General features: G+C 62.0%; 11 protein-coding genes. 2 read left to right on the top strand and 9 right to left on the bottom strand.

Translation table 11 applies throughout. From position 1 onward, the window contains the following. The first annotated feature begins 26 nt into the window (after nucleotides 1-26). The gene (locus ACSQ3F_RS13195; protein WP_436100628.1) at nucleotides 27-500 is read left to right on the top strand and encodes an SRPBCC domain-containing protein; all 474 of its coding nucleotides are present in this window, start codon (nucleotides 27-29) and stop codon (nucleotides 498-500) included. A 22-nt stretch (nucleotides 501-522) separates the two neighbouring features. Here ACSQ3F_RS13195 and ACSQ3F_RS13190 read toward each other — a convergent pair whose 3' ends face one another. The 6 genes from ACSQ3F_RS13190 to ACSQ3F_RS13165 form a co-directional block, all read right to left on the bottom strand. Beyond that, the gene (locus tag ACSQ3F_RS13190; RefSeq protein WP_436100627.1) at nucleotides 523-1,629 is read right to left on the bottom strand and encodes a DUF930 domain-containing protein; all 1,107 of its coding nucleotides are present in this window, start codon (nucleotides 1,627-1,629) and stop codon (nucleotides 523-525) included. 163 nt (nucleotides 1,630-1,792) lie between these two features. Further along, nucleotides 1,793-2,170 (bottom strand): DUF427 domain-containing protein, encoded by a 378-nt coding sequence (locus tag ACSQ3F_RS13185; RefSeq protein WP_436100626.1) that lies wholly within the window; start codon nucleotides 2,168-2,170, stop codon nucleotides 1,793-1,795. A gap of 68 nt (nucleotides 2,171-2,238) precedes the next feature. Beyond that, nucleotides 2,239-2,532 carry a GYD domain-containing protein gene (locus tag ACSQ3F_RS13180; protein WP_436100625.1) on the bottom strand — a complete coding sequence of 98 codons (294 nt, stop codon included), beginning with the start codon at nucleotides 2,530-2,532 and terminating at the stop codon, nucleotides 2,239-2,241. A 382-nt stretch (nucleotides 2,533-2,914) separates the two neighbouring features. After that, nucleotides 2,915-4,966 carry an RNA polymerase sigma factor RpoD gene (rpoD, locus tag ACSQ3F_RS13175; RefSeq protein WP_436100624.1) on the bottom strand — a complete coding sequence of 684 codons (2,052 nt, stop codon included), beginning with the start codon at nucleotides 4,964-4,966 and terminating at the stop codon, nucleotides 2,915-2,917. 508 nt (nucleotides 4,967-5,474) lie between these two features. After that, nucleotides 5,475-6,509 carry an L-threonine 3-dehydrogenase gene (tdh, locus tag ACSQ3F_RS13170; protein ID WP_436100623.1) on the bottom strand — a complete coding sequence of 345 codons (1,035 nt, stop codon included), beginning with the start codon at nucleotides 6,507-6,509 and terminating at the stop codon, nucleotides 5,475-5,477. 215 nt (nucleotides 6,510-6,724) lie between these two features. Next, nucleotides 6,725-7,915 carry a glycine C-acetyltransferase gene (locus ACSQ3F_RS13165; RefSeq protein WP_436100622.1) on the bottom strand — a complete coding sequence of 397 codons (1,191 nt, stop codon included), beginning with the start codon at nucleotides 7,913-7,915 and terminating at the stop codon, nucleotides 6,725-6,727. Nucleotides 7,916-8,195: 280 nt separating this feature from the next. Here ACSQ3F_RS13165 and ACSQ3F_RS13160 point away from each other — a divergent pair, with 280 nt between their 5' ends. Further along, nucleotides 8,196-8,966, top strand: a complete 771-nt coding sequence (locus ACSQ3F_RS13160) for an SDR family oxidoreductase (protein WP_436100621.1) — start codon at nucleotides 8,196-8,198, stop codon at nucleotides 8,964-8,966. Between the two features lie 64 nt (nucleotides 8,967-9,030). Here ACSQ3F_RS13160 and recQ read toward each other — a convergent pair whose 3' ends face one another. The 3 genes from recQ to ACSQ3F_RS13145 form a co-directional block, all read right to left on the bottom strand. Continuing rightward, nucleotides 9,031-10,890: a DNA helicase RecQ gene (gene recQ, locus ACSQ3F_RS13155; protein WP_436100620.1), complete on the bottom strand. Its 1,860-nt coding sequence runs from the start codon at nucleotides 10,888-10,890 to the stop codon at nucleotides 9,031-9,033. Between the two features lie 88 nt (nucleotides 10,891-10,978). Continuing rightward, nucleotides 10,979-11,614, bottom strand: a complete 636-nt coding sequence (locus ACSQ3F_RS13150) for a LysE family translocator (RefSeq protein WP_436100619.1) — start codon at nucleotides 11,612-11,614, stop codon at nucleotides 10,979-10,981. Nucleotides 11,615-11,729: 115 nt separating this feature from the next. Beyond that, a complete protein-coding gene (locus ACSQ3F_RS13145) occupies nucleotides 11,730-12,248 on the bottom strand; it encodes an AAA family ATPase (protein WP_436100618.1) in 519 nt (172 codons plus the stop codon). Nucleotides 12,249-12,277: the final 29 nt, after the last annotated feature.

Below are 12,277 nucleotides of genomic sequence, written 5' to 3'. Positions count from 1 at the left end.
TCAGGCAGAAAACAGGAGGAAAGATCATGGAACTGAAGTTCAGGGTCGCCGGCAGGATCGCCAAGCCGGTCTCGGAGGTTTTCGAGGCGGTGATCGACCCCGCGCAATTGTCGCGTTATTTCACCACCGGCGGCGCCAAGGGCCGGATCGAGACCGGCGCCACCGTCACATGGGATTTTCACGATTTTCCCGGCGCCTTCCCGGTGAAGGTGGTCGATGTCGTGAAGGACAAGAAGATCGTGCTGCAATGGGCTGCCAATGAGGCCAACCGGATGGAGGCCGACAACGCGGGCGCCGGCTACGACACGACGGTGACGATGACCTTCGAACCGGTCGACGGCAACCGGACGCTGGTGACGATATCGGAGGAAGGCTGGCGCGAGACGGAAGGCGCCCTCAAGGCATCCTACGGCAATTGCGAAGGCTGGACGGGGGCGCTCTGCGCCATGAAGGTTTGGCTGGAGCACGGCATCAATCTGCGCCAGGGGTTCTATAAGTAGCGGATTGGAGGGGGGCGGCGGGTCAATCGTTCGGTAGTTGCCGCGCCTTGCTCTCGCTCTCCGAAACGACCTTACCGATCGCGAAGCGGAATGATGTCACGCTACGAAACTCCTCGTCGACGGTACATTCGAACTCGATATCGCGCCAAACCCGCCGGCTGACAAAGGCTCCGCCGGTGGCACGCAACACCTGACCGGAGATCAGGCCGCCGCCGTCGGAAAAGGGAACCAGACCTTCAGGCAGGGTTTCCGGCCGTGCGTGGCGTATTTGCTCCAAGGCCTCAAAATTACAAATCTGTACGATCCGCCGGTTTGGCGGCAGTTTGCCGAGCGCCTGACGCGCCCGCGGGTTCGAGAGTGCGTCGGCGGTGAACAATTCCTTGACCTTCGGCAGATCGGACGGCGGCAGCAGCGACCTTGCATCGGCTGATTTGCTGTCGGCCGACGCGGATTGTTCCCGGTTTGCCACCGTGACGTCGGTCGGTTTTTGCTCGGGTTTCGACACCGGCTTCGGCACCGTCCGTATGTCCGCCTCGCCTTCGTTCAGGGGCTGGCTGGCATTCGCGGTTTCGGGGAGATCGAGTTCGGGCGGTTTGGCAGCCTTCGGCGTCTCATCGGAGGTGTCGTCCGGTTTTTGGATCTCCTCCTCAGCTTTCTCCGTCACTCTGCTTTCGACCGGCGGTGTGGCGCGGTCGGCGCGCGGCTCGACTTCGGGCCTCAGTGACGGCTCCGCCGGTCTGTCGCCGCCCGCTTCCTTGCCGCCCTCTTTCACGGCGGATTCGAAGGCCTGCGGCTGGTTTTTCTGCGTCTCGGCCTGCTTCTCCGCCGGGCGCTGCTCGGCCTTGGCCGGGGTCACCGGTTTTTCCGCCGGCTTCATCTCGGCCTGCTGCCTTGGTTCGGCCTGCGGCTTCGCCTGAGGTTCCGGCTTCTGCTCCGGTTTCTTCTCGGGTTTGGGCTTCTTCTCGGGTTCGGGCACCATCTCGACCTTGACGATCTCTTCCTTCTGGGGCTCCGGCGCGGCAGGCGGCAGGCGGAAGAGGAGCAGCGCCGCGATGGCGACATGCAGCGCGACGGAGGCGAAAAGCCCCGCGCCAAAACTTCCCCGCCGTTTTTCCAGTTTCTGCTGCATGAATTGGTGGATACGGCCGGATACTGACCGGAGCATGACCGGCAGGAGATGGAAAGACGAAATTCAGCCGGCCCGACTGGCCGGCGTGGTGTTCAGTACCACGCGGCTTCACGCGTTCCTAGCGAGCGCGAAACGCATCGACGTACAACGTCGCCCTGCCCGCTCAAGCCTCGTGTTCGGATATCTCGACCCGGCCGGCATAGAAGGCCAGATGATCCTTGATGGCGCTGACCGCATCGTAGGGCGCCTCGTAGGACCAGATGGCATTCACCAGCCGCTCGCCGCCGGAGGGCACGCTGAAATAGGAACAATCGCCTTTGTAGGGGCAATAGCTGGCGTGATCGGTCCGCTCGAGCAGCCTCATATCGACATCGGCGCGCGGAATATACTGCACCGCCGGATAGGAGGATTCGTGCATTGTCAAGGCATTGCGGCTGTCGGCAACGGTCTTTCCGTCCGCCTTCACCACCACGCGGCCCGGGTTCCGCGTGATGGTGATCGGATGATCCGGACCGGGGATTTTGATCGGTTTCGCGGGCATATGGTTCTCCTCACCCGGCAAAGGCTTCGTCATCGTGGTCTTGTCCGGACGGGATCCAGGCGACGTGCCTAGCCCAGCGAATTGATAAGCTCGCGATAGGCGGCCTCGGGGAACGCCTTCAACGTGCGGGTGCGCACATTGCCGGCCGAACCGAGGGACAGAGCGAAACGGGCGGCAACCGCGTCGTCGGGCGCCTCGCACACCGCCACCATGTCATGTTCGCCCATGGTCAGATAGAAATCCTTGAAAGAGCCGCCCATGTCGGCGAGCAACTTCTTCGCCGCGTCGAGACGTTTTGGCGACTCGCGCACATTCTTGACACCCTGTTCCGTCCAGTTGATCAGCATGATGTACATGGTCATAGCACACCTCCCATGCGGCACAATCTTGAAGATGACGCCGCGATTGACGCCTCCGCCCCGCCCTCATCGGACTGGCCATCCGAGAAAGCGGACGGCCGATTTCACTCAACAGAACGCGTACGATGAAAGGCTCGAGGTTTTAGCAAGCTGCGAAGTATAGTCCTGTCGGCCGAACTGAACAAGAAAGCGTAGAGGCAATCAGGAGGCACAGCGAGCTAAAAACAGAGCGGCAAAGCCCCATTGCATAATACGCGTCCGCTTAGACGCACGGCGCACAACCACCGGACCACGAGGCGCGAACACGATAAGCCTGCCGGCCACAAAAAACCCGACCAGCTCTCGCTGACCGGGCTTCAATTTTTCAATCGACCTTCGTCCGCACTCAGCTGTCCAGGAAGCTCCGCAGCTTGCGGCTGCGGCTCGGGTGCTTGAGCTTCCTGAGCGCCTTGGCTTCGATCTGGCGGATACGTTCGCGGGTGACCGAGAACTGCTGGCCGACTTCTTCGAGCGTGTGGTCGGTGTTCATGCCGATGCCGAAGCGCATGCGCAGCACGCGTTCTTCGCGCGGGGTGAGCGAAGCGAGAACGCGGGTCGTCGTTTCGCGCAGGTTCGCCTGGATGGCGGCGTCGATCGGCAGCAGCGCGTTCTTGTCCTCGATGAAATCGCCGAGATGCGAATCCTCTTCGTCACCCACCGGCGTTTCGAGCGAGATCGGCTCCTTGGCGATCTTCAGGACCTTGCGGACCTTTTCGAGCGGCATGGCGAGCTTTTCGGCCAGTTCCTCCGGCGTCGGCTCGCGGCCGATCTCGTGCAGCATCTGGCGCGATGTACGAACGATCTTGTTGATCGTTTCGATCATGTGCACCGGAATACGGATCGTGCGCGCCTGGTCGGCGATCGAGCGGGTGATCGCCTGCCGGATCCACCAGGTCGCATAGGTCGAGAACTTGTAGCCACGACGGTACTCGAACTTGTCGACCGCCTTCATCAGGCCGATATTGCCTTCCTGGATCAGATCGAGGAACTGCAGGCCGCGGTTCGTATATTTCTTGGCGATGGAGATGACGAGGCGCAGGTTTGCCTCGACCATTTCCTTCTTTGCGATGCGCGCTTCGCGCTCGCCCTTCTGCACCATGTGCACGATGCGGCGGAATTCGGAGATGGAGATGCCGGTTTCCGTGGCGAGATTCTGGATCTCGGCGCGGATGTTGCGGATCATCGTGTTCTCGTTCTTGGCGAATTCCTTCCAGCCCTTGGCCGCCAGATTGGCGATCGACTTCATCCAGTTCGGATCAAGTTCGGCGCCGGAATACTGCTCCAGGAACGAGTCACGCTTGACGCCGTAGGATTCAGCCAGACGCAAGAGGCGGCCTTCGTTCTGCACGAGGCGCTTGTTGATGTCGTAAAGCTGCTCGACGAGGCTGTCGACGCGGTTCTGGTTGAGCGACAGCGACTTGACCGCCGTGATCAGCTCGTCCTTCAGCTCCTTGTAGCGGCGCTCCTGGGCGGGCGACAGCGTGCCGGTGGCGGCAAGACGGGCTTCCACCTGCTGGTCCTGCAGCTTCCTGAGCTTCTTGTAGGTCTCGGCGATGATGTCGAGGGTTTCCATGACCTGCGGGCGCAGTTCCGCTTCCATGGCAGCGAGCGAGAGGTTCGATTCGTCGTCGTCCTCTTCCTCTTCCTCCGGCGGCAGGCCTTCGCCGCCGACATTGGTGATGTCGTCGTCGCCACCACGCGGCCTGCGGTTCTTTTCCTTCTCTTCGGCCGCCTTGCGATCGGCCTCGATCTTTTCCGGGCTCTGGAACTGCGGGGCAGCCTTCGCTTCCGGACCGGAATAGGTGGTTTCGAGATCGATGATCTCACGCAAGAGCGTGTTGCCTTCGTTGAGCTCGTCGCGCCAGATGATGATCGCCTGGAAGGTCAGCGGGCTCTCGCAGAGACCGGCGATCATGGTTTCGCGGCCAGCCTCGATGCGCTTGGCAATGGCGATTTCGCCCTCGCGCGACAGAAGCTCGACCGAGCCCATTTCGCGCAGGTACATGCGGACCGGATCGTCGGTGCGATCGGTCGGTTCCTTTTTCTTCGTCGTCGCAACGGCAGTGCCGCCGGACGGCGCAAGTTCGCCGCCTTCGCTGTCGGCGTCGGCTTCGCCGTCTTCCTCCTCGGCCGCCGCAGCGCCCTCTTCGGTTTCCTCGTCCTCGACGACATTGATGCCCATTTCGTTGAGCATCGCCATGATGTCCTCGATCCGGTCGGGATCGACCTGATCGGACGGCAGAACTTCATTCAGTTCGTCCATGGTGACGTAGCCGCGCTTCTTGGCGGCCTTGATCATCTTCTTGACCGCGTCATCCGAGAGATCGAGAAGCGGGCCGTCGGGTGCGCCTTCGCGTTCGCCTTCTGCTTCTTCGTTCTCTTTGACTTTGGTTGCCATGTATTCGTCGCTTTCCTTGGACAGCATTCAACGCGTGAGCGGTGCAAAACTTTTTCGAGGCTCGGGCGCGTCAATCGCCCCACCGCGAATCATTACCCCTGACGTAACGGGATGACCTTTAATTCCTGCTTAACCACGATAGTCACACCGAGGTTAGACCGGCCAGCTGCGACAGCGTCGCCGGTTAGACATCATTTGCATGATGATCGTATCCGCCGTGCCCATTTCACCTACTGTATTAGAAATGGTGATTCCCACAATTTTCGGTCCCGTCAAGCATTTCCGGCGAAAAACCGTTCAAAACGGCAAAAAAGGCTGAATCAAGCTCATCGCTTCAAAGATTCAGTTCCATGCCGGAAATGTAGGAGCTGTTCCTAAAAAGACAAGGGTCCGGCGAATCTCCGCAGAGCGATAACCGATCGAATTGAACCAACGACAGCCGCCTTCACATCGCACTTTTCCTCATCCCGCTCCGGGAGATGACGCAGCCGAACGCGATTTCAAGATCCTACCAGTCCATCACCACCTTGCCGGAATTGCCCGAGCGCATCGCCTCGAAACCATCGCGGAAATCGTCGATGCCGATGCGGTGGGTGATGATCGGCGAGAGGTCGAGCCCGCCCTGGACGAAGGCGATCATCTTGTACCAGGTCTCGAACATCTCGCGGCCATAGATGCCCTTGAGGTTGAGCATCTTGAAGATGACCTTGTTCCAGTCGATCTCGAAGCCGGTCGGCGCGATGCCGAGAATGGCGATCTTGCCGCCATTGTTCATCTTGTCGATCATGTCCCTGAAGGCAGGTGCTGCACCGGACATTTCGAGCCCGACGTCAAAACCCTCGGTCATGCCGATGCGGGTCATCACGTCGGCCAGGTTTTCCTTGGAGGCATCGACGACATAATCGATGCCGACCTTTTCGGCGAGTGCAAGCCGCACCGGGTTGATGTCGGTGATCACGACCTTGCGGGCGCCGGAGCGCTTGGCGACCATGGCTCCCATGATGCCGATCGGGCCGGCGCCGGTGACCAGCACATCCTCGCCGACCAGATCGAAGGAGAGCGCGGTGTGCACGGCGTTGCCGAAGGGATCGAAGATCGCGGCGATCTCGTCCGGAACCTCGTCGGGGATCGCCACGACATTGTATTCCGGAATGCAGACGAACTCGCCGAAGGAGCCGGGACGATGGACGCCGACGCCGAGCGTGTTGCGGCAGAGATGCCCCCTGCCCGCGCGGCAGTTGCGGCACTTGCCGCAAACGATATGGCCCTCGCCCGAGACCCGCTCGCCGACATGGTACTTGGTGACCGCCGAGCCGATCTCGGCAATCTCGCCGACGAACTCATGACCGACGACCATCGGCACCGGAATGGTCTTCTGCGCCCACTGATCCCAGTTCCAGATGTGCACGTCGGTGCCGCAGATGGCGGATTTCTTTACCTTGATCAGCACGTCGTTCGGGCCTGGTTCCGGCACCGGCACATGCTCCATCCAGAGGCCGACTTCCGGTTTTGCTTTAACGAGCGCCTTCATCATGTTTGTCATGGGTGGTTCCTTGGATTCGAAGATGGTTACCCTTGGAGAATGACGCCTCACCCCCCTCTGTCACTTCGTGACATCTCCCCCTCAAGGGGGAGATCATTTATTTCCCCTGAGCTCTCTAGTCTAAAAGGGCACAAAGCCCGCGGCCAATCTCCCCCCTTGAGGGGGAGATGTCGGCGTCGCCGACAGAGGGGGGGGTAAACGCGGCAATCGCCGAACTACCCGATAACGCCCAGTTCCCTGCCGACTTCCTCGAACACCGCGATCGCCCGGCGCACATCCGCCTCGCTGTGGGCCGCCGACATCTGGGTGCGGATGCGGGCCTGGCCCTTGGGGACGACGGGGAAGGAGAAGCCGACGACGTAGACGCCCTTTTCCAGCATCCTTGCCGCCATCTCCTGCGCCAGCGTCGCATCGCCCAGCATGACCGGGATGATCGGATGGCCTTCACCGGCCAGTTTGAAGCCAAGCTTGCCCATTTCGGCGCGGAACAGCGCGGCGTTGGCTTCGAGGCGCGCGCGCAGGGCGTCGCCGTTGTCGATCAGATCGAAGACCTTGAGCGAGGCGCTGGCGATGACCGGGGCAAGCGTGTTGGAGAACAGATAGGGGCGCGAGCGCTGGCGCAGCCAGTCGACGACTTCTTTCTTCGCCGAGGTATAGCCGCCCGAGGCACCGCCGAGCGCCTTGCCGAGCGTGCCGGTGATGATATCGACCCTGCCCTCGACGCCGCAATATTCGGCCGAGCCGCGGCCATGCTTACCGACGAAGCCGACGGCGTGGCTGTCATCGACCATCACCATGGCGCCGTATTTCTCGGCGAGATCGCACACGCCTCCCAGATTGGCGATGATGCCGTCCATCGAAAAGACGCCGTCGGTGGCGACCAGCTTGAAGCGCGAACCCTCGGCCTTCTTCAGTTCCTCTTCAAGTGCGGCCATATCGTTGTTGGCGTAGCGGAAGCGCCTAGCCTTGGAGAGGCGCACGCCGTCGATGATCGAAGCGTGATTGAGCGCATCGGAGATGATCGCGTCGTCCTCGCCAAGCAGGGTCTCGAACAGGCCGCCATTGGCATCGAAGCAAGAGGAATAGAGGATCGTGTCCTCCATGCCGAGAAACGAGGAGATGCGCGCTTCGAGCTGCTTGTGCTCCTCCTGCGTGCCGCAGATGAAGCGCACGGAGGCCATGCCGTAGCCGTAGCGGTCGAGCGCCCGTTTGCCGGCTTCTGCGAGTTCCTCGTTGTTGGCGAGGCCGAGATAGTTGTTGGCGCAGAAATTCAGGACCTTGGCGCCCGATGCGACCTCGATCTCGCCCGCCTGCTTGGAGGTGATCACCCGCTCGGATTTATAGAGACCGGCGGATTTCAGGCCTTCGAGTTCGGACGAGAGATGCTGGATAAACGCTGATGTCATGACTGCACTTTCCAAACGAGAGATCGAGTGTGACGGAGACCTATCATATTCCTGCGCGCGCGACAGCAGAAGACAGCGGCAGGGCGCGGCGTTGACGCGACAGGCCGGTCGGACGACCTTTGTGCAGACACGACACAATCTGTTTCAAAAGAGCATGCCGGCCGGAGACACGCCCCCCTCGCATTTCCGCTCCGAAGAGACGGAGGCACCACAAAAACTATTTGACTGAGTCCATTATTTTAGTGTCGATGGGTCGTGTATTTAATGCGATGAGGGAGTCATGACCATATTCGACAGATTTTCCTTGAAGAATCGGGTGGCGCTTGTGACCGGCGGCGGGCGCGGGCTTGGACTGGAGATCGCTCGGGCGCTCGCCGAGGCCGGGGCGCATGTCGTCATCAATGGCCGCACGGCGTCGACGCTCGAAGACGCGGTGAAGACGATCCGCGCTGCGGGTGGCAGCGCGGAAACCGCGGCCTTCGACATCGCTGACGGGCAAGCGCAGCGCGCCGCCCTCGCTGACATCGAACGCAGTCACGGTCGGCTCGACATCCTCGTCAACAATGTCGGCGCCCGCGACCGGCGGCCGCTGGCAGAGTTCGATGACGATGCGATCGTCGACCTGATCCGCACCGATCTCATCGCCGCCACGACGCTGTCGCGGGACACGGCCGCTATCATGAAGCGCCAGGGGCACGGCAGGCTGATTTCGATCACCTCGATCAACGGACACGTGGCGATGCCGGGCGACGGCATCTACCCCGTCGCCAAACACGGGCTGACCGGGCTGATGCGGGCGATGGCCGTCGAATACGGGCGCTTTGGCATCACCAGCAATGCCATCGCGCCGGGCTGGTTTGCCACCGAGACCAATGCGGCAATGGCGGCTGATGAGGATCTGATGCCCTTCGTGCGCCAGCGCATCCCGGTTGAGCGCTGGGGCCGGCCGGACGAGATCGCCGGCGCGGCCCTCTTCCTCGCCAGCGACGCCGCCTCCTTCGTCAACGGCCATGTGCTGACCGTCGATGGCGGCATGACGGTCAGGATGTAGACGGGAATCCGCCGCGACGCGTGTCGTTATCCCAAAACCGCAGAACACTTTTGGGCGACACGCCTCAGCCGTCGTTGCGGATCGCTTCGAGGAAGATGTCGCCATAGCGCTCGCGCTTGGTTGCGCCGATGCCGGGGATGCCGAGGAGGTCGTCGCCCCTTGTCGGGCGTTCCTTGGCGAGCGCCATCAGCGTCGTATCCGGAAAGATGACGTAGGGCGGGACGTTCATGTCCTTGGCGATCGAGGCGCGCAGCGCCCGCAGTTTCTGGAAGAGGTGGTGATCGCGCTCGGACATATCCGTCCGGGCAGCGGTGCTGCCCGCGGATTTGCCGTTGCGCTGCGCCTTGCCGGTCGTCGGGCGGTCCTTGCGGAAGCGGACTTCGCGTTCGCGCTTGAAGACGGCGCGGGCCTCCTCCTGCAGTTTCAGGGCACCGAAGGCCTCATGATCGACGCTGACGAAACCCGCCGCGAGCAATTGCCGATAGACCGACTGCCAGGTCTTCGACGGGATATCCTTGCCGGCGCCGAAGACCGGCATGTCGGCATGGCCGAAGCGCGTCGTCTTCTCGTTGATATTGCCGATGAGCACGTCGATCAGATGGCCGGTGCCGAAGCGTTCGCCGGTGCGGTAGATGGCGGCGAGAGCCTTGATGGCGGCATCCGTGCCGTCCCAGGTCTCGACGGGCTTGATGCAGGTGTCGCAATTGCCGCAATTGCCGCCATGGGCCTCGCCGAAATGGGCAAGGATGGCTTGTCTTCGGCAGGTCGGGGTCTCGCAGATGGCAAGCAGCGCGTTGAGCTTGGCGCGCTCGACCCGCTTGATATCGTCGGTGGAGCCGCCCTCGTCGATCATCCGGCCGCGCTGGATGACATCCGCCATGCCATAGGCCATCCAGACATCGGAGGCCAAGCCGTCGCGTCCGGCACGGCCGGTTTCCTGATAATAGGCCTCGACCGAGCCCGGCAGGTCAAGATGGGCGACATAGCGCACGTCCGGCTTGTCGATGCCCATGCCGAAGGCGACGGTGGCGACGAGGCAGAGGTCTTCCTCCTTCAGGAACGCATCCTGATTGGCATCGCGGACAGTGCGGTCCATGCCGGCATGATAGGCGAGCGAGCGGATGCCCTGCCCGTTCAGCCATTCGGCCGTATCCTCGACCTTGGCGCGCGACAGGCAATAGACGATGCCGCTTGAGCCCTTGTGGCGCGACAGGAACCTTAAGAGCTGCTGGCGCGGCTGGTCGCGCTCGACGATCTCATAGGCGATGTTGGGGCGGTCGAACGAGGTGGTGAAGACTTCAGCCCCGCGCAGGCCGAGCCTGTCGATGATGTCTTCGCGGGTATGCGGATCGGCCGTTGCCGTCAGCGCCATGCGCGGCACGCCGGGATAATGCTCGGCAAGCTGGCCCAACTCCCGGTATTCCGGGCGAAAATCATGACCCCATTGGGAGACGCAGTGCGCTTCGTCGATGGCGAAGAGGGCGATCCGCGCAGTACCGATCATCTCCTTGAAGGCCGGCGTGACGATGCGTTCGGGCGTCACGTAGAGAAGATCGAGATCGCCGCCCGCGATCGCCCGGCGGACATCGAGGAATTCCTCGCGCGTCAGCGACGAGTTGAGCGCGGCTGCCCTGACGCCGAGCTGTTTCAGCGCTTCCACCTGATCGCGCATGAGCGCAATCAGCGGCGAGACAACGATGCCGACGCCGTCTCTGCAAAGGGCTGGTATCTGGAAGCAGAGCGATTTCCCGGCACCAGTCGGAAACAGGACGACGGCATCGCCGCCCGACACCACCCTTTCAACGACGGCAGCCTGCTTTCCGCGGAAGGCGGAATAGCCGTAGACCCGTTTCAGGACAGCGAGCGGGTTTTTCGCGCCTTGGTCTTCGAACTGGGGATCGATGCGGGATTGGTTCTGCGGCATGGAATCGCTTTCGTGGGGAGAGCGGGAGTATGGCACAGTTCCAGTGCTCGCCGCGACCCTGTGCCCCGGCTATTTGCAGATAGGGCCGTCAGGCGGTTGCGCGACGGTAGAAGGCGAGCGAACCTGCGAGCGCCAGGAGGGCGCCGCCGCAGATGCGGTCGAGCCAGAGCGCGCCGGACGTCTTCAGCACGCGCACGGCCTGCGAGCCGAGCGCCGCATAGCCGAACATGACGAGAAAATCGATCGCCGCGAAAACGAGGGCGAGAACGGCATATTGCGGGACCTGCGGTTCGGATGGGGCGATGAACTGCGGCAGGAAGGCCGAGAAGAACAGGTAACCTTTGGGATTGGTGACGGCGACCAGGAAACTTTTCAGGAAGATCGAGCGCGGCGTTCCGGAGCCGTTCTCCGCCGTGCCGTGCAGTGTCTCATTCAACGAGCCCTTCGAGCGCAAAAGCATGATGCCGAGGAAGGCGAGATAACCGGCACCGATCCATTTGACGACGGAGAACCAGAATTCGGAGGCGGCCAGCAGCGCCCCAAGGCCGACGGCGACGGCACCGATCAGGACGAAATCGGACAGGACAGCGCCGATCATGCCGACGAGGGCGCGACGGACGCCGAAGCGCGAACCGTTGGTCAGCGCCAGAAGCACCGTCGGGCCGGGCGTGGCGATGCCGATGAACGAGACGAGTGCAAAAGCCAGCAAAGTGATTTCAGTCATGATTGCCTCCTCCGGGCCGGCCAATAATCATCGCCGGTTGTTGCTGGGACTTTTGCAATTGTCACGCATGGTGGCAAGGGGGTGGTGGGTTTTACCAAAGACGGCGGGCACGCATTCAGGCGCGCAATCCTCGGCCGGCCAGCAAATCGACAAGGTCATCCACCGCCTGCTCCGCGCTGCTGATCGCCGTATCGATCCTTATCGGCGATCGGCTCCAGCTTTCGTAGTGACGGTCCACCACATCTTGCCACGAGGGCTGTTGCAGGCCCTCGATATCGGCTGTCCGCGCTTCCACACGGCGGCGATGTTCCGTCGTGTCGGAGCAGATGACTTCGACTTCCATGATATTGGTCGAATGCGATTGTCCCACCGAAAGCCAGGCGTCCCGCGTGACGGCCAGCGGATTGACACAGTCGGCGACGACGGTTCGGCCGAGACGCAGATTGTCCTCGGCGAGGCGATAGGCGACGATATATCCGGCCGGCCCGACATCCGCTTTGAGCATGCCGGAGGAACGCAAAGCTTGCTCGATCGTATCGACACGCAGATGGACCGCGTTCAATCTTTGCGCCAGCAAGCGCGCGATCGTGGTCTTGCCAGTACCAGGCAGCCCGCCCAGAACAATGAGCATCATTTCTCCCGCCTGAGCATTGCAGCTCTTTG

Origin of the sequence: Pararhizobium sp. LjRoot238, from assembly GCF_964252955.1 — a bacterium.
GTDB lineage: Bacteria > Pseudomonadota > Alphaproteobacteria > Rhizobiales > Rhizobiaceae > Pararhizobium.
This window is presented reverse-complemented; position numbering and strand designations above follow the sequence as displayed.

Excerpts from the sequence above, each read along its gene's own strand:
- rpoD (WP_436100624.1), bottom strand. The coding sequence starts at position 4,966 with ATGGCAACCAAAGTCAAAGAGAACGAAGAAGCAGAAGGCGAACGCGAA.
- tdh (WP_436100623.1), bottom strand. The coding sequence starts at position 6,509 with ATGACAAACATGATGAAGGCGCTCGTTAAAGCAAAACCGGAAGTCGGC.
- ACSQ3F_RS13185 (WP_436100626.1), bottom strand. The coding sequence starts at position 2,170 with ATGCCCGCGAAACCGATCAAAATCCCCGGTCCGGATCATCCGATCACC.
- recQ (WP_436100620.1), bottom strand. The coding sequence starts at position 10,890 with ATGCCGCAGAACCAATCCCGCATCGATCCCCAGTTCGAAGACCAAGGC.
- ACSQ3F_RS13160 (WP_436100621.1), top strand. The coding sequence starts at position 8,196 with ATGACCATATTCGACAGATTTTCCTTGAAGAATCGGGTGGCGCTTGTG.
- ACSQ3F_RS13190 (WP_436100627.1), bottom strand. The coding sequence starts at position 1,629 with ATGCAGCAGAAACTGGAAAAACGGCGGGGAAGTTTTGGCGCGGGGCTT.
- ACSQ3F_RS13165 (WP_436100622.1), bottom strand. The coding sequence starts at position 7,915 with ATGACATCAGCGTTTATCCAGCATCTCTCGTCCGAACTCGAAGGCCTG.
- ACSQ3F_RS13195 (WP_436100628.1), top strand. The coding sequence starts at position 27 with ATGGAACTGAAGTTCAGGGTCGCCGGCAGGATCGCCAAGCCGGTCTCG.
- ACSQ3F_RS13150 (WP_436100619.1), bottom strand. The coding sequence starts at position 11,614 with ATGACTGAAATCACTTTGCTGGCTTTTGCACTCGTCTCGTTCATCGGC.
- ACSQ3F_RS13145 (WP_436100618.1), bottom strand. The coding sequence starts at position 12,248 with ATGATGCTCATTGTTCTGGGCGGGCTGCCTGGTACTGGCAAGACCACG.
- ACSQ3F_RS13180 (WP_436100625.1), bottom strand. The coding sequence starts at position 2,532 with ATGACCATGTACATCATGCTGATCAACTGGACGGAACAGGGTGTCAAG.